Source organism: Oerskovia rustica (assembly GCF_014836555.1).
Taxonomy (GTDB): Bacteria; Actinomycetota; Actinomycetes; order Actinomycetales; family Cellulomonadaceae; genus Oerskovia; species Oerskovia rustica.
Genome location: NZ_JACSQQ010000016.1, coordinates 15,737 through 33,875, shown reverse-complemented (window position 1 = coordinate 33,875; position 18,139 = coordinate 15,737). Strand labels below are relative to the sequence as shown.

Here is an 18,139-nt window from a genome sequence, read left to right as displayed (position 1 = left end):
GGGGGGACACGACCGCGCCCAGGTCGAGCGAGATCGCCTGGAGCGCCGCGACCGCAGGAAGCTGGCCGCGCGGTACGAGCGACGGCACCGCGGCCGCGAGCGCGACCACGCTGAACCCGCCCGCCAGTCCGTCCCACGCCGCGACGGCGTAGATCGCGGCGACCGAGGGCGACTCGGCGAGCGAGTTCACGAGCAGCGCGGCGAAGCCCATGATCGCGGCCGAGCGCGACCACAGGATGACGCGGCGCCGGTCCGTCCGGTCGGCGACGACGCCCGCGACGAGCGTCCCCGCGAACGCCGCGACCCCCAGGGTCGTGTTGACGCCCGCGACGTGCAGCGACGTGCCCGTCAGCGCGTAGACCTGCACGGGCAGCGCCACCACCAGCATGCCGAGCCCCAGCAGGGACACGACGCGCCCGGCGAACAGCAGGCGGAAGCTTCGGCTCGCGCGCAGCGGCGACAGGTCCAGGGCGAGCGCGGAGAAGATGCCCGAGGCGCTCACGTCGCCGTCGTCGTGGTCCGGGGCCCCGAGGGAGCGGCGCCGTCGAGCTCGCGGCGCAGGCTCGCGGGGCGCAGGTCGGTCCAGTGCGCGTCGACGTACGCGAGCGCGACCGCGCGCGTCGAGGCGCCCAGCACGACGTCCCACCCGGGCGGGACTGCCGCGAACTCGGGCCACAGGGAGTGCTGCTGCTCGTCGTTGACGAGCACCAGGAAGGTGCCCTCGGAGTCGTCGAAGGGGTTCATGGGTCAGTGCCTCTCGTCGGTGCTGGGTCGGGTGGCCGCAGGAGCCTGGGACAGGTGTCGCGCGAGGACCGGGCCGAGCTGGCCGACCGCCGCGGGCGACACCATGTCGTGGTGGCCTGCGAGGACCGTGTGCTGGGTCACGGTCCCGGTCACGTGCGGGGCCCAGGCGTCGCGCTGGGCCGTGAGGTCAGGGCGGTCGGCGCCCTCGTTCGCCGTGAACAGCAGCAGGTCGCCCCGGAACGGGGTGTAGCGGGCCTGTCCCATGAGGTCGCACGAGTACAGGTAGGTGTCGACGACCGCGGCGAGCCCGTCCTCGTCGAGGTCGCCCCAGGCACCGGGCGCGTCGGCCAGGACGTCGAGGACGTCGTCGCGCGTGGGCGCGGCGACCACGTCGGGGTCGGCGCCGCCGGCGGCGAGCAGCGACCGCAGGGCGTCGACCTCGACGCTGGCGAGATCGTCGGCGTCGACCTCGCCGCCCCCCGCCGACGGTGACGCGTTCCCCTGCCGAGGGTGACCGTCCTGCCCGACGGCGCCGCCCACCCCGGGCACGACGGCCTCGGCGTCGAGCATCGTCAGGCTCGCGACGACGTCCCCCGCCTCCTGCAGGCGGGTCGCCACCAGGTGGGCCAGGTGGGCCCCGAACGAGTAGCCGAGCAGGTGGTACGGCCCCCGCGGCTGCACCTCGCGCACCGCCCGGACCGACTGCTCGGCGAGGTCGACGAGCGAGGAGGGGGCGCCGTCGGGCCCCGCGAGACGCGGCGACTGGAGCGCGTGCACCGCCGTCCCGGCCGGGACGTGCGGGACGAGTGACGCGAAGGACCACCCGAGGCCGCCCGCCGGGGCGAAGCAGAAGAGCGGCGCGGTCCCGGTCCCTGCTACGGTCCCGGGCGCCGGAGCGCGCAGAGTGAGCGTGCCCGCGAACGGGTCGGTCTCCGGGGCGTCCCAGTGCGCGACGATCGCCTCGACCGTCGGAGCGGTCACGAGGACGCCGACGCTGAGCGGGCGCCCCAGCCGCGTGCGGACCATCGAGACCGCACGCATCGCCAGGAGCGAGTGGCCCCCCGCGGCGTAGAAGTCGTCGTCGGCGCCGAAGGTCGTCACGCCCAGGACCTCGGCGAAGATCGCACAGAGCTCGCGCTCGAGGTCGGTCCGGGGCTCGCGCCCGCCCTCGCGCGTGAGGTCGGGAGCGGGCAGGCGCCGGACGTCGAGCTTGGCGTGCGGCGTCAGCGGTAGCTCGTCGAGCGGGACGAGGGCCGACGGGACCAGGTGGTCGGGAACCGTTCGGCGCATGGTCCGCAGGACGTCGGCCAGCAGGGCCGGGTCGCCGTCGGAGGTCTCGGCGCCCTCGGCGAGCACCACGTAGCCCACGAGGACGTGACCGCCCCCGGCGCCCCGGCGCGCGACCACGGCGCACTGCGCGCCCCGCGGGTCGCGCGCCAGCACCGCCTGCGACTCCCCCGGCTCGACCCGGTAGCCCCGGATCTTGACCTGACCGTCGCTGCGCCCCAGGAAGTCGAGCTGCCCGTCGGGCCTGCGGCGCACGACGTCACCCGTGCGGTACATCCGCGCACCCGGCACCCCGAACGGGTCGGCGACGAACCGCTCGGCGCTCAGCCCGGGCGCCCCGTGGTACCCGCGTGCGAGCCCGATCCCGCTCACGTACAGCTCGCCCGGCGTGCCGTCGGGCACGGGCGCGAGCCCGGAGTCCAGGACGTACACCGACGTGTTGGCGATGGGACGCCCGACGGTCGGGCGCCGGCTCTCGTCCGTGCCGCCGCCGAGCGTGTTGATCGTGTACTCGGTCGGGCCGTACAGGTTGTAGCCGCGCGTCCCCGGGGTGGCGACGATCGCGTCCCACACCTCCGCACCTACGGCCTCGCCGCCCAGCAGCACGAGGCCCGGGCGGTACCGGCCCTCGTCGAGCAGGCCCTCCGCGAGGAGCGCCGAGCACACCGAGGGCGTCACGTTGACGACGTCGATCCGCTCCGCCGCGCAGTACGTCGCCATCGCGTGCGGGTCGCGTCGAACGGCCTCGTCGAGCAGGTGCACCTCGTGGCCGTCGACGAGCCACAGCAGCTCTTCCCACGACATGTCGAACGCGAACGAGACCGTGTGCGCGACCCGGACCGGCTCCTCCCGGAGCCCGGCCGGGCGGGAGGCCACGAGCGGCTCGAAGATCTCCGCCCGGTGGTTGCGCAGCATGTTGACCAGCCCCCCGTGCTCGATCGCCACGCCCTTGGGCGCACCCGTCGAGCCCGACGTGTACATGACGTACGCGAGCCGGTCGTGGCGGTAGGCGGGCCACGGGTCGTCGCCCCGGGCCGGGTTCGCGTCACCCTCGGCGGGCGCGTCCGTCACCGTCGGCGGCAGGTCCGGTCGCCCTCGGCGGGCGGGTCCGTCACCCTCGGCGAGCCGGTGCGTCGCCGTCGGGGGGACCTGGAGGTCCTGGGGGACCTGGGGCGCCGGCACCACCGCGCGGCCCGCCAGTGCCGGCCCCACGAGACCCCGGAACGACTCGTCCAGCACCACGGCGCGCGCACCTGCCGCCTCGACGATCGCGCACAGCCGTTCGGCCGGGTGCGCGGCGTCGAGCGGCACGTACGCCGCCCCGGCCCGCAGGGTCGCGAACAGCGCGACGACGAAGTCGATCCCGCGCGGCACCGCGAGCGCCACGACGTCCTCGGGCCCGGCACCGGCCGCGACCAGTGCGCGCGCGAGCAGGTCGACGCGCTCGCCGAGCCGGGCGAACGTCACCGAGTCGGTGCCGTGGACCAGCGCCGTGCGCTGCGGGTGGGCCGCGACGGCCCGGTCCAGCAGGTCGAGCAACGAGTCGTCGCCGACGTCCTGCGCCGAGCGGACGCCACGTGACAGGAGGAGGGGCGCGACGTCGTCGGTCACCGCTGCGACCCGGGCGACCGGAGCACCCGGCTCGCCCACCGCGCGGCGCAGGACGGCCTCGACCTGGTCGAGCAGGGCATGCGCCCGGGCGGCGTCCACGACGTCGGTGCGGTGCGACAGGATCAGCCGGTACGGCTGCCCGGGGTGGACCACGAACGTCAGCGGGTAGTGCGTGGCGTCGCCGCCCTCGACGTCCTCGAGGCCCACGGCCGCGCTGAGGCGGTCGAGCTCGGCGTCGTCCTCGGGCGTGTTGCGCATGACGTAGAGCGTGTCGAACAGCGTCCCGACGCCCGCCCGGCGCTGCAGCTCGCCCAGGCTCACGTGGTGGTGGTCCATGAGCTCGGCCTGCTCCGACTGGAAGCGGCGCACCAGGTCGCGGAACGGCTCCCCAGGCCGCGTCGCGAGCCGCACGGGCACGGTGTTGAGGAACAGCCCGACCATCTCCTCGACGCCCGCGAGCGCCGGCGGGCGACCCGAGACCGTGCTGCCGAACACGATGTCGTCGCTCCCCGTGACCGAGCGCAGCGCGAGCGCCCACGCGGCCGAGTAGACCGTGCTGACCGAGACCGCGCACGTGCGCGCCAGGGCCAGGACCGCGAGCGAGAGGGTCGGGTCGAGGTCCCGCTCGACGACCTCGGGCATCGAGGCCCGACGGCGCGGGTCCGGCGGGGCGACGAGCGTCCCCTCCGCGAGGCCCGCCAGCGAGACGTCCCACGCGGTCGCCGCGGCGTCGTCGTCCTGCGCCGCGACCCACGCCAGGTAGTCGCGGAACTGCGGGGCGGGCGGCAGGCTCGCGTCCTCGCCGCCCGCGGCGTAGTGCCGCAGGAGCTCGGTCACGAGCAGCGCGTCGGACCAGCCGTCGAGCAGGATGTGGTGGTTCGTGACGACGAGCGCGGCCCCCTGCTCGCCGAGCCGCACGAGCACGAAGCGGATGAGCGGCGGGCGGTCCATGGTGAAGCGGCGCTGGCGCTCGTCGTACTGGAGCCGGTCGAGGGCGGAGGTGTAGTCGTCGGGCCGCGCGAGGACGAGGTCGGAGAGATCCTGGACCCGCCACGGGACCGTGACCGCCGTGGGCACGAACTGCACCGGGCGCGCGAAGCGCTCGTGCGCGAAGCCCGCGCGCAGGACCGCGTGCCGCCGCAGCAGCGACTCGCACGCGCGCTGCATCGCGGGCTCGTCGACGCCGCCCGGGAACCGGTACGTCGACTGCATCGTGTAGACGTCGAGGCCTGTGTCCTCCGAGACGGCGTGGAAGAGCAGACCCTCCTGGAGCGGGGCGAGGGGCAGGACCTCGGCGATCGTGGGAGCGGGGGTGGTGCGCTCGTCGGTCGTGGTCATGTCAGGTTCCTCATCAGGTCGTCGAGGTCGCCGAGCTCGCTCGCGGACATCGCGAGGAGCGGGGAGACGAGCGGGGGGCTGTCAGGACCAGCGGGGTCGCGAGGGGCCGCTGGTCCTGACACGGCGGCGGTCGTGGCAGGGACGGCGGTGAGGCGGGCCCGCACGGCGAGCGTGGCCGGGGTCGGCGCCGCGAAGACCAAGCGCGGGTCGACCGTCCAGCCCCGCGCGCGGAGCGTCGTCGTGACCTTCATCGCGACGATCGAGTCGCCGCCCAGGGCGAAGAAGTTGTCGTCGTCGGCCACGCGCTGCACGCCCAGCGCCTCGGCGAAGACCTCACGGACGACGCCGACGGGCGCGCCCTCCGGCGCGTCCGCCGTGGAGGCCACGCCCCCGCGCTGCCCTGCCGATGCGCGCTCGCACAACGCCGGGTGTCGCTCCGCGAGCCCGGCCAGCACGTCCTCGACGGGCGTCGAGGGGGCGTCGGCCAGCAGCCCGAGCACGTCGACGACGGCCGCGAGCGCCGCCCCGGCCCGGTCGGCGGGCACCGACGCCAGGTGGTCGAGCTGCACGCTCAGCCCCTCGGACGCGTCGACGGTCAGCGCGAGCGGGTACTGCGTGCGGTCGTCGCCCTGGACGTCCGTGATCCGCAGCCCGGCCCCGGCGCCGGGCTGGGCGTCGGCGTCGCGCGGGTAGTTCTCGACCACGAGCAGCGTGTCGAACAGCTCGCCGACCCCGAGCGCGCGCTGCACGTCCGCGAGCCCGACGTGGTCGACGTCCCGCAGGCCCGCCTGCCGCTCGTGGACCGAGCGGACCAGGTCCGCGAGGGTCCAGGCCGTGCTGTCCCCCGGCCCCCGGACCGCGATCCGCACGGGCACCGTGTTGACGAACATCCCGAGCACGTCGTGTGCACCCTCGATCTCCGCGGGCCGCCCGGCGACGGTCGTGCCCGTGAGGACGTCGCTCTCCCCCGTGAGGGCGGCGAGCACGAGCCCCCAGGCCGAGGTCACGACGTCGGCGGTCGTGACCTGCGCGGCCCGTGCGGCCGCGACGAGCCGGGTGCCCAGGCCCTCGGGCGTCGCGTGCAGGACGGCCGGGCGCTCACCCGTGTCCTCGGGCTCGGCCACGCGCACGGGCCGCGCCCCGGCGAGGGCGTCTCGCCACACGTCCACCGCGCCGGTGTCGCGCCGTGCGAGGCGCCGGGAGAGCTGCCAGGCCGTGCTCGGCGTGGGCAGGACCAGCCCCGTCGGCGAGCCGGACGGCGTCGCTCCCGCAGGTGCACCGACGCGGCGCACGTACGCCCCCAGCAGGAGGTCGACGAGGAACGGCACCGACCAGCCGTCGAGCAGCACGTGGTGGTTGGTCACGACCAGCCGGTGCCGGGCGCCCTCGTGGGAGCCGACCCGGACGACGACGAGCCGCAGCAGCGGCGGGCGCGCCAGGTCGAACGGACGGTCGAGCTCGTCGGCCATGATCTCGCCCAGGGCTCGGCGCACGGCGTCCGGGTGAGCGACGTCGTCGGGCAGCGTGACCTCGTGCAGCGGGACCTCGGTGACGTCCGTGACGACGAGCCCGACGTCCTGCGGGCCGCGTGCTGCGACCGCGAGGCGGAGCTGCGGGTGGGCCGCGAGGACGTCGGCCGCGGCGGCACGCAGCGCGGCGACGTCGAGCGGGCCGTCGAGCCCCACGTCGATCGCGCTCGTGTACCGGTCGACCGGTGCTTCCAGGGCGTGCAGGACCATGCCGCGCTGGACGGGGGTGAGCGGCCACGGAGCGCCCGCGGGGATCGTCGTCGCCGGGCCGACGGTGGGATCGCCCGCCTCGGCGACGGCCCCGCGGACGAGCGCGCGCAGGTGCTGGACCCACGCCTCGACCAGCGTCTCGCCGAACGAGCCGACGCCCTCGCCGAGGGTGACCGGCTCGCCCCGCGAGGGTGACGCCTCACCGTTCCCGGTCACCGCGGGGGCCAGGATCCAGCGCGCCACGAGCTCGGGCACCGGGCCGTCGGCCACGTACGCGTTGAGCTCGACCGGGTGCGACAGAGGCAGGTCGGCGTGCAGGCCGAGCGCGGACTCGACGTGCGCGGCGTCGGCCACGCTCCCCCAGTCGTCGCCGCTCTCCGTCTCACGCCCCAGGTAGTTCACGAGGACCTGCGGCGGGCAGGCTGCCGCGGCGTCGCGCAACGCCGCCGACGCGCCCGGCGCCAGGTGGCGCAGCAGGCCGTACGCCCGGCCGTCGCCCGGGACCGCGGCGGCCTGGCGGGACGTGGCTCGCAGGTGCGCGGTCGGCGTGGCTCCGGGCACGGCAGCGAGGCGCAGCGGCCAGGTGGTCGTGAACCAGCCGACCGTGCGCGAGAGGTCCGGGCCCTCGCCGTCGAGACGTCGCCCGTGCCCCTCGGTCTCGACCACGAGGTCCGCGCCGGCCCGCGCCGCGCCCGGCGCCACGTCAGATGCCGCGTCGGATGCCACGCCGGCGGCCGCCACGTCCGCCGCGGCCAGCGACAGCGCCGCGAGCAGCACGTGGTCCGTGCGGTGCTCGGGGGCAAGTCCCAGCAGGAGCCGGGTGTCGTCGGCACCGAGACGCACGACGACCTCGCGAGCGCTCGACACGGTGTCGAGCGCCGGGTCGAGCGGTCGAGCCGTCAGCGAGACGGCCTCGCCGGAGTGCACGTCGACCCACGCGGGCAGCTCGCCCGCCCGGTGCGCGGCCTCGTCGTGCATGGCGGACGCCGCGGCCCGCAGGCTCGACGACGCGGGCGGCAACGAACCACCCGCGACGAGCGTCCGCAGGTCGTCCACGAGGATGCGCCACGACACGGCGTCGACCGCGACGTGGTGAGCCACGAGGGCCAGCTCGTGCGTCCCCCGGTCCCAGACCGCGCGCAGGACCCGGCCCGTCGCCGGGTCGACCTGCGCCGCCGCGCCACGCAGCGCCTCGGCGAGAGGGCCGTCGGTGACGTGCAGGACGTCGCCCGACCCGGCCACCACGGCGGGTGAGGCCGCGTCGAGGACGCGCGCGGCGCCGTCGTGCACCGCGAGACGCAGTGCGCCGTGGGCCTCCACGAGGGCCGCGAGCGCCGCCCGCAGCGAGTCCTCGGTGAGGCCGGCGGGCGTGCGCAGGACGCGCACCTGGACGAACCCGCGGTGGTCGCCACCGGTCTCCAGGAGCCACGCGAGCGCGGGGGTGAGCGGCAGGTCGCCCGACTCGGCGACGTCCGCGGTGCGGGCGGCCGGTCGCGCGGGAGCGGGCGCGACCTCGGTCGCGGCGAGGGCGATGCCCGCGGCCGTGCGGCCCGCGAAGACCGCCCCGACCGTCACGGACAGCCCCCGTCCGCGCAACGCGCCGACGAGCTGCATCGCGCTGATGCTGTCGCCGCCCGCGGCGAAGAAGTCGGTCGTCGGGCCGACGTCGTCGCCCAGGACGCGGGCGATCTCGGCACGGACATGCTCGGTGCGCTCGTCCGCGTGGTGGTCGTGCGGCCCGACGGCGCCGCTCGTCGGCACGTTCGCGTCACCCTGGGCGTCGGCCCGGGGTGCGGGCCGGGACTCCGTGCGGGGGGCGGGCTCGGCGGGGGCCGGGCGTGGGACGCGCACCTCACCGACGAGGGCGTGCGCCGTCGGGAGGGCGCCGCCGCGGGCCAGGTGCTCGACCGCCGCGGTGAGCGCGGCCGGGAGGACGGCGCTGACCGCGGGGTCGAGCGTGCCGGGACGCTCCTCGATCTCGATCGTGAGCCCGCCGTCCGCGGAGGGCAGGACCGTGACGGTCACGGGGTAGTGCGTCGCGTCGTGTCCGCCGGTGGGAACGACGTCGACGGGCCGAGGGTGACGTGCTTGCCCGCCGAGGGTGACGTGCCGGCCCCCCGAGGGTGACGTGCCTGCCTGTCGAGGGTGACCGGCACTCGGGTCGAGGGTGACCGCAGCACCGCCGACGGCGACCGCGGCCGTCCCGCGCGGATAGCTCTCGACGACCACGAGGGTGTCGAACAGCGAGTGACCGGCGATCCGTGCGATCGACGGAAGGCCCACGTGGTGAGCGTCGAGCAGGCGGGCCTGACGCGCCTGGACGTCCTGGAGCAGCGCGTCGGCAGCGAGGTGCGCGCCGGCCGGGACCCGGACCGGCGACGAGCTCACGAACATGCCGATGATGCGATCGGCGCCGTCGAGGTCGGTCGGGCGACCCGCGACCGTCGAGCCCACGACGGCCTCGGGCTGCCCGGTCAGCGCCGCGACGACGAGGCCCCATGCCGTCTGGACGACGGTCGCGGGCGTGACCTCGGCGCGACGGGCAGCCACGCGGAGTCCTTCCGCTCCCGTGGGGAGCGTCGTGACGACACGAGCGTCACCGTCGGCGGGCGAGTCGGTCACCGTCGGCGCGCCGGCATGGTGCACGCCCAGCAACGACGGCTCCTCGAGCCCGGCGAGCTCCGCCCGCCACAGGGCCTCGACCTCGGCACGGGTGGACTCTGCGTCGCGCAGCCACGTCAGGTAGTCACGAAAGGTCGGCCCGCCCGGCCCAGCACCCCACCCAGCGTCCGACGTGAGGGTCCTCCGCAGGTCCTGCGCCAGGAGCGGCACCGACCATCCGTCGGTCAGCAGGTGGTGCATCGCGAGGACCAGGACGTGCTCGTCCTCGCCCGTCCGCACGACCGCGCCCGACACGAGCGGCGCGAGCGACAGGTCGCCCAGCCGCGAACGCTCGGTGAGGTCCACCTCGTCGAGCAGGGCGGCCAGCGCCACCGGGTCGAGCCCGCGGCCGTCGTGCTCGGCGACGAGAACCCGGGCAGCATCGGGCACGAAGAAGACCGGCGCCGGCAGGTCGAGCTGGAGCACGCCGCCCCGCAGGTTCGCGTGGCGGCCCACGAGCGCCTGCACAGCGCCTACGACCCGCGCAGTCCCGTCGTCGCCCAGCCCGGTCACGGTGAACCGGGTCGTGGTGCGGTACGCGTCGGCCGCGTCACGCGCGGCCTCGGCGACCATGCCGAGCTGGGTCGGGGTCAGGGGCAGCACGTCGACGACGCGGGACGCACCGGCCACGACCGCGCGCACGTGCTCGTCGAAGGCGACAGCCTGCGCGGCGGTCAGCGCCACGAGCACCTCGGAGGCCCCACCCGCACCCGCACCCGAGGTGACGGACCCGGACGCGGCGCCGTCGGGCCGGACGCGCCGCGCCATCTCGCGCGGCGTGCGCGCCGCGAACAGGTCCGCGGGCGAGAGGACGAGCCCCTCGCGGCGCAGCGCGGCGATGAGCTGGAGCGCGTCGATGCTGTCGCCCCCCGCAGCGAAGAAGGACTCGTCGAGGCCCACGTTCTCCCCGCCCAGGACGCGCGCGGCGGCCGCGCGGACCTGCGCCTCGACGGGCGTCGGCTCGGCAGCGGGCCGCCCGACGGACGCGGTACCGACGCCTCCGGCCCCGCCCCCGGAGGTCCGCGACCCGTCCCAGTCGGGCGCGGGCAGCGCACGGCGGTCGAGCTTGCCGTGACGCGTGAGCGGCAGGGCGTCGAGGGTGACGAACGCGGTCGGCACGAGGTGCCGCGCGAGACGCTCGCCCGCCGCGGCACGCAGAACGTCCGGGTCCAGCCCAGCTCCCGTCACGTACGCCACCAGCCGAGCACCCCAGCGCGGGTGCTCGGCGAGCACGACCGCAGCCTCGGCCACACCGTCGAGCGCGACGAGCGCCTGCTCGACCTCGCCCGGCTCGATCCGGAACCCGTGCAGCGAGATCTGGTCGTCGTTGCGCCCCAGCAGGCTCAGGGTGCCGTCCTCGGCGCGGCGCGCGAGGTCGCCCGTGCGGTACATGCGCTCCCCCGGGACCCCGCCGGGCCGGGCGACGAAGCGGCTCGCGGTCAGGCCCGCGCGCCCCAGGTACGCCTCGGCGAGCTGCGGTCCCGCGAGGTACAGCTCGCCCACGGTGCCTGCGGGGACCTCGCGCAGCGCAGCGTCGAGCACCACGGCCTGCGTGCGTCCCACGGGTCGCCCGACGACGGGCTCGGCCGTGTCCGCGACGTCGGCCGCGAGGGCGTCGACGGTCGCCTCGGTCGGCCCGTACAGGTTGACGACGCGCGCGCCCGTGCGCGCCGCGAGCTCACGCATCCGCGTCCACAGCGCGGGCCCGAACGCCTCGCCGCCCGCGACGCAGATCCGCGGCAGACGCGTCCAGTCGGCGCCCGCGAGCAACGCACCCCAGACGGTCGGCGTGAAGTCGAGGTAGTCGATCGCGTGCTCGGCCGCGTAGTCGCGCAGCGCGACCGGGTCGAGGAACACGTCCTCGTCGAGCACGTGCAGCTCGTGGCCCGCGGCGAGCGCGAGGAACGCGTCGTAGTGCGCGTCGAACGAGAACGCCGCGGTGTGCGCGACGCGCAGACGCTCGCCCGCCGGGTAGAGCTCGGTGCGATGCCGGTCCAGCAGGTGCGCGAGCGCGTCCTGGCCCACGGCCACGCCCTTGGGCTCGCCCGTCGATCCGGACGTGAAGATGATGCTGCCGACGCACGCGCGCAGGGTCGCGGCGTCGGGGGCGGGCGGCAGGTCGTGCCCGACGGCGGTGCTCGGCTCGGGCGTCCGGGACGCCGCAGGCGCGTCGTCGTGCCCGACGGCGGCGCTCGCCCCGGGTGCGTCCGTCGCTCTGCCGCCGGGCACGGGCGAGGCGTCGAGGGGGCGCGGCCCGTCCTCGTCCCACAGGAGCCGCGCACCGCTGATCCGCAGGACGTGCGCGCGGCGCTCGGGCGCCCCGTGCGGCAGGGGCGTCACGGCCAGGCCGCGGCGGAGGGCCGCGAGGATCACGTGCACGATCCGTTCGTCGCGCGGCAGGTCGATCGCGAGCGCGTCGCCCGGCCGGGCCCCGCACGCCGTGAGGCGACGCTCGGCGCGCGTGACCGCGAGGTCGAGCTCGGCGAACGTCCACCGTCGGTCCCCCACGACGAGTGCGCCCGCGTGCGGGTGGCGCGCGATCGAGTCGGCGAGGACCTCGGTCACGAGGGCCGGGCGGCTCGTCGGTGCGCGGCCGGCTGCCGGGGCGGCTGCTGTGTCGGCCGCCAGGCCGGCTGCCGGGGCGGCGGCCGACGCGGCGGGTGCACCCGGGGTGGACGCGGTGGCCGCACCGCCCGAGGTCGGGGCGGCGGGACGCCGCGGGACCAGGTCGAGGCCCGCGACCCGCGCGCCCGGGGTCGTGGCGCTCGCGAGGAGGATCCGCTCGAACGTCGCGAGGAGAGCGTCGGCGGCCGTCGACGTGAAGGCGGCCGCGTGCGCGTCGAGGGCGAGGTCCCACGTGTCGGGTCCGGCGTCGACCGCGAGCGCGAGGGGGAAGTGCGTGTCGTCCTGGGTCGCGAGCACGCGCAGGCGCACGGGGTCGAGGCCGACGATCGTCGGCGCGACCACGCCGGCGCCGGGCGCCTGCTCGAACGACACGAGCGTCGTCGCGACGGGCGTCTCGGACCCTGTCGCCGCCTGGATGCCACGCAGCCCGACGTGCTGGTGCTCCCACGAGGCGTTCCACCGGCGGGAGTGGTCCGCGACGACCTCACCGAGGGTCGTGGCGGCGTCGGCGTCGACGCGGGCCACGACCGACTCGGTGAGCATCCCGACGATCTCGTCGGCGTGCTCGACCTCGGGGCTGCGGAGCGCGACCGGGACGGCGAAGGTCGCGCAGCTCGAGCCTGAGTGGGCCGCGACGGTCAGGCCCCAGGCGGCGCGTACGAGCGTGGCCGACGTGACGCCCTGGGCGCGGGCTCCACTGCGGATCGCCTCGACGGCGGTCGTGCCGAGGGTCCGGTGGGTCGTGAACGCGTCCGAGGGCGTTCCGCCCGTCGCCGTCCACGCGTCGGCCACGGGCCAGCGGGACGGCTCGACGTCGGCGAGGGCCTCTCGCCAGTGCGCGCGTGCTGCGTCGGCGTCCTGCCGTCCCAGCCACACGAGGTGGTCGACGAACCGGCCCCGGGCGGGGGCGAGGGCGTCACCCTCGGCGGGCGAGTCGGTCACCGTCGGCGACGGGTCGGTCACCGTCGGCGCGAGACCCGGTCGCCCTCGGCGGGTGGGCTCGTCCCCCTCGGCGGACAGCTCGGCCCCGTAGAGCCGCGCGACCTCGCGCACGAGCAACGGCATCGACCAACCGTCGAGCACCAGGTGGTGGCTCGTGACGACCAGCACGTGGTGCTCCGCGCCGAGCGAGACGACCCCGAAGCGCACGAGCGGCGGGTCGGCCGGGTCGAACGGGAGCGACCGCTCGGCCTCGGCCGCGGCACGGGCAGCGTCCCGCAGGGCACGGTCGGCCCCGAGAGCGTCGTCGGCGCCCACCTCGCCTGCGCCAGAGGCCCCGCCCGCGCCCCCTCGCCCGCCAGTATCCGCACCCACGGAGCCCGGGACGTCCGCGTCGTACCAGACGACCTCGGCCGTGGCCTGGATGGGGACGAACTGGACCGGGTCCAGGTCGTCGTCGACCGCGAACCCTGCACGCAGGTTCGGGTGGGCCACGAGGAGCGCGTCGAGGCTGCGTTCGAGGGCGGGACCGTCGAGCGGGCCGCGCAGCTCGACGAGGGTCTGCCCCACGTACGGGTCGTGGCCGTCGGTGAGCCCCGCGTGCGCGGTCAGCGCACGCTGCAGCGCGGTGAGGGGCCAGACGGCCTCGATGGCCTCGGTCGAGCTCATGGTCGTGCCTTCCGTGTGCGTCGGCGGTCGCCGAGGAGTGCGCCGAGGCGGTCGAGGTCGCCGGGCGCGAGGTCGAGGAGCGGGGTTGCCGCGTCCGAGGGGGTGGCGCTCGCCGCGTGCGTCGTCGCTGCGGGCGGGGCAGCGGGCGACGCGACCGGTTCGAGGGGCCGCAGCCTGTCCGCGACCCCCGTGACGGTGCGTTGCTCGAACACGTCCTGCACGCTCGAGCGCCAGCCCTTCTCGCGCAGTCGTGCCACGACGTGGATCGCGCGGATGCTGTCGCCGCCGAGCGCGAAGAAGTCGGCGTCGGGCGGGACGGGGCCGCTGTCGAGGGCCGAGGCGAACGCGAGGGACACGTCGGTCACCGTCGGCGGAAGCTCCGGTCGCCCTCGGCGGGCGCTCCCGTCACCCTCGGCGGGGTCCGTCACCCTCGGCGAGGGAGTCGCGGGCTCGGGGAGCGCCGCGACGTCGAGCTTGCCGTTGGTCGTGAGCGGCAGCGCGTCGAGCGCCACGACGGCCGAGGGCACCAGGTGCTCGGGCAGCACGTCCGCGAGCGCCGCGCGCAGCGCGTCGCCTGCCAGCCCGGGGCCCACGACGTACGCGACGAGACGTGCCCCGAGCGCGGACCTGCGCGCCTGCACGGTCGCCTGCACGACGCCGGGCAGCGCGAGCAGCGCGGCCTCGGTCTCGCCGGGCTCGACGCGGAACCCGCGGATCTTGACCTGGTGGTCGCGCCGACCGACGTAGTGCAGCAGTCCGTCGGCGTCACGGCGCGCGAGGTCGCCCGTGCGGTACATGCGCGCCCCCGCCGTCCCGAACGGGTTCGCGACGAAGCGCTCGGCCGTGAGGTCGGGGCGGCGCAGGTAGCCGCGCGCGAGCTGGGGGCCGGCGAGGTAGAGCTCACCGACCACACCGTCGGGCACGGGCCGCAGGTGCTGGTCGAGCACCAGAGCAGCGGTCGCGCTGAGCGGTCGCCCGATCACGGGTCGGTCCGCGTCGTCGCCCGTCGCACCCACGGCGTCGACCGTGTACTCGGTGGGCCCGTACAGGTTGAGGACGTCGAGGCCCGGCTGTGCGCGCAGCGTGGTCCACAGCGCGGGCGGGCAGGCCTCGCCGCCCACGGACACGGTCCGCAGCACGTGCTCGCGCTCGAACAGCCCGGCCTCGACGACGGCCGACATGACGGTGGGCGTGAGGTCGAGGCGGTGGATGCCGCGCTCGACCACGAGGTCCACGAGGGTCCCGGGGTCGCGGTACTGCTCGACGTCGAGCAGGTGGAGCTCGTGCCCCAGCAGCAGGGTGAGCAGCGTGTCCCACGAGCCGTCGAACACGAGCGGCATGGTCTGCGCGACGCGTTGCGCCGGGGCCGGGTACCGCCCCGCTCGCGGCACGACGTGCTCCTGGTGGTAGGCGAGGAACTGCGCGAGCGCGCCGTGGCTGATCCCGACGGCCTTGGGCTCGCCCGTGGAGCCGGAGGTGTGCAGGACGTAGGCGAGCGCGTCGCGGGGCACGTCGAGCGCGTGCCACAGGGGCGTCTCGCCCCGGGCGGCGGCGTCCCCGCGCGGCCCGACGACGACGCGTCCCGTCCACAGGGAGCCGTCGCCGCTGTGGAGGGACGGGCCGGCAGCGGCCGTGACGTCGGCGACGACGAGCCGTGCCTCGTGCCGGTCGACGAGCGCGAGGCGTCGCGCGGGCGGGGTCCGGTCGTCGAGCAGGAGCGCGGCGGCCCCGCAGCGGTGCAGCGCGAGCAGGGTCACGACGTAGTCGGTGCCGCGCGGCAGGTCGATCGCGACGAGCGTGTCGGAGCGGGCGCCGGCCGCGACCAGGCGTCCGGCGAGGTGCGCGACGGCCTCGTCGAGCGCGCGGAACGTCGAGGTCTCGCGCGCGACGAGCGCCACGGCGTCCCCGCGCAGGGTCACGGCCTGGTCGAACAGCGACCCGGCGAGCCGGGGCAGCGCGTCACCGGGGAGCGCGGGGCCGGTCGAGGCGGCCACGATCGCGACCTCGGTCGCCGTGGGCGCGAGGCCGAGGCTCCCGACCCGCGCGTCGGGCGCGGCCCGGCCCACGCTCTCGAGGAGGTGGGCCAGCTCGCGCAGGCGAGCGGCGACGTCGGGCGCGGTGAAGAGGTGTGCGGGCGCGGTGGCCGCCAGGCGCAGCTCGTCGCCGTCCGGCCCGGGGACGCGCACGACCGAGACGGCGAGGTCGTCGACGGGTCCCTCGGCCACGTTGCGCAGCCGGCCGACGGCGGCGCCGAAGCGCAGGTCGTGGTCGAAGAGCTTGACGTTGAGCTCGGCCGCGGTCACGGCCGAGCCTGCGTCGCGCACGATCTGCTCGGCCGGGTAGCGCCCGTGGCGGCGCAGCTCGCCCACGCGCTCGCGCACCTGCGTCACGAGCTCGTCGACGCGCTGCCCGGGTGCGACGTCGACCACGACCGGCAGGACGTTGACCCGCATGGTCGGCACGACCGCCGCGACCGACCCCATGCGGTTCATGGCGGGCATCGCGACGCTCACGCGGCGACGCCCCGCGACGAGGGCGAGGTGGACCGCGAAGGTGGCCGCGACGACGTCGGGCCAGCCGGCCCCGGACCGCGCGGCGACCTCCTCGAGCGGCCCGACGGCGCAGCCCACGTCGTGCGCGACGCGCACCACGGCGTCGGCCGGCACCGGACCGGCGACGGTCTCCGCGAGCGGCCCCTCGCTGAAGCTCCCGGGACCGCCGTCGAGGACGCCCACCCGCGAGGCCCAGCGCTCCCTGTCCCGCTCCCGCTCGGGGGACGCCGCGTAGCGGGTCTCCTCGGCCACCACGTCCGCGACCTTCCCGAACGGGCTCGGGCCCACGTCGCGCCCCGAGGTCAGCGCGGTGAAGACCTCGGCGACGCGGCGCACGACGAGCGTGATCCCGTACGCGTCGAGGATCGCGTGGTGCACCACGAGGGACCACCACACGGTCGTGGCGTCGAGGCGGACGATCGTCTGGCGGGCCAGGCCCGGGACGTCGAGCGCGAAGGGCAGCGCCCGGTCCGCCTCGACGAGAGCGGCCGCGCGCTCCCGGGCGTCGGGCACCCTCGACAGGTCGAGGACCCGGACGCCGCCGGTCACGGCGTCCGCGCGCGCCCTCGTGAGCGCGGGACCGCCGGCCGGGTGGACGACCTGCGCGACGTCGTCCGACACCACGAACGCCGTCCGCATCGCCTCCGTCTCCCCGACCACCAGCTCGACGGCGAGCGCCAGCACGCCCATGTCGACCTCGCCCGTGATCTCGACGACCTCGCCCACCGCGAACGCGGACGTGTCGGGGCGCACGAGCTGCGCGCCGATCACGCCGAGCTGCGCGGTCGTGAGCGGGAAGGCCGCGGGCGTCGCCGTCGCGGAGCGCGGCGCGGCTGGGACCGGCGCGACCGGGAGGACCGGCACGGCCTGCCCCGTCGGAGCGGCCTGCCCCGTCGGAGCGGCGCCGGACGGCAGGAGGTCGGGGGCGGAGGACGTCGTCATCAGCCCTGGAGGTCCTCGAGCACGACCTCGAGCTGGTCGAGGACGTCGAGCGCCAGGCTGTAGCGGTCCGCGAAGAAGTAGCGGATGCCGTACGCGTGCCCCGCGGTCACGGCAGGGAGCGACTGGTAGGTCGAGGCGGCCTCGAGCTCCTCGGCGCCGGGGCCGGGCCGGCCGTCGACCGTCTGCTCGGTCAGCACGACGGTCGCGTCCGCGACCTGGCCGAGCTGCTCGTAGGACAGGAACGCACCGTTCTCGGTCGTCTCCTCGGCGACGACCTTCGGCAGGGGCGCGTCGATGTCCGTGAGGATGCCGCCGATCCAGGAGATCTGCGAGTAGACCGTGATCTCCTCGAACGAGTCGAGCCCCGCGAACGTGTTGGCCGCGATGACGTCGCCGTACGTCTCCTTGATCTCCGCGACGCGCGCCTCGTACTCGACCTTCGTCGCCTCGGCCTCCTCGCCCGCTCCGAGCGCCGTCGCGATCTCGACCGACGCGTCCTTGACCGTCGCCGAGCCCGTGGCACGGATGAGCACGGTCGGGGCGATCTGCGACAGCTTGTCGAAGTCGGCCTTCTTCTCGGCGCTGAGCTCCTCCTCCTTGCCGCCGCGCACGAACCCGACGATCAGGTCGGGCCCCAGCGACGCGATCTTCTCGTAGTCCCACCCGTCCGCGCCCATCACGATCGGCAGGTCCGCGACCTGCTCGAACTCCTCGGGCAGGTACGACTCGGCCCAGTCGCCGTCCGCGGTCGCGACGGGCACGATGCCCGCCTCGAGGAGCGGCCCCGTGCCGCCTTCGAGGGCGACGACGCGCTGCGGGTCCACGGGGATGTCGACCTTCCCGAACGCGGTCTCGACCGTGCGGGTGCCCGCCTCGGCCGAGGAACCGGCGGACTCGTCGGCCGCCGACGTGCCGCCCGCGCACCCGCCCACGGCAAGGACCCCGGCGAGGGCCGGGACGAGCAGCCAGGCGGTCGCGCGGGAGGTCCGGGTACCACGTGCGGTGGTGAGGGTTCGGGTGCTGGACATGCTG

The 18,139-nt window shown here is 76.2% G+C and carries 6 protein-coding genes; all 6 read right to left on the bottom strand.

Annotation, left to right across the window (positions count from 1 at the left end; translation table 11 throughout):
• Positions 1-502, bottom strand: a 502-nt coding sequence (locus H9652_RS19780; protein ID WP_318244116.1) for an MFS transporter, incomplete at its 3' end; no start/stop codon positions are given.
• Complete coding sequence (locus H9652_RS10890) at positions 499-744, bottom strand: MbtH family protein (protein ID WP_191796262.1); 246 nt, start codon at positions 742-744, stop codon at positions 499-501. The genes H9652_RS19780 and H9652_RS10890, both read right to left, overlap by 4 nt.
• Positions 745-747: 3 nt before the next feature.
• Positions 748-4,980, bottom strand: coding sequence for a non-ribosomal peptide synthetase (locus H9652_RS10885; protein ID WP_191796261.1), 4,233 nt, complete (start codon positions 4,978-4,980; stop codon positions 748-750).
• Entirely contained in the window at positions 4,977-13,613 is an 8,637-nt protein-coding gene (locus H9652_RS10880; protein WP_191796260.1) for a condensation domain-containing protein, read from the bottom strand. The genes H9652_RS10885 and H9652_RS10880 overlap by 4 nt, the downstream gene beginning before the upstream one ends.
• A complete protein-coding gene (locus H9652_RS10875; RefSeq protein WP_191796259.1) occupies positions 13,610-17,107 on the bottom strand; it encodes a non-ribosomal peptide synthetase in 3,498 nt (1,165 codons plus the stop codon). The genes H9652_RS10880 and H9652_RS10875 overlap by 4 nt, the downstream gene beginning before the upstream one ends.
• Complete coding sequence (locus tag H9652_RS10870) at positions 17,107-18,135, bottom strand: ABC transporter substrate-binding protein (RefSeq protein WP_191796258.1); 1,029 nt, start codon at positions 18,133-18,135, stop codon at positions 17,107-17,109. Before H9652_RS10870 ends, H9652_RS10875 begins: the two co-directional genes overlap by 1 nt.
• Positions 18,136-18,139: the final 4 nt, after the last annotated feature.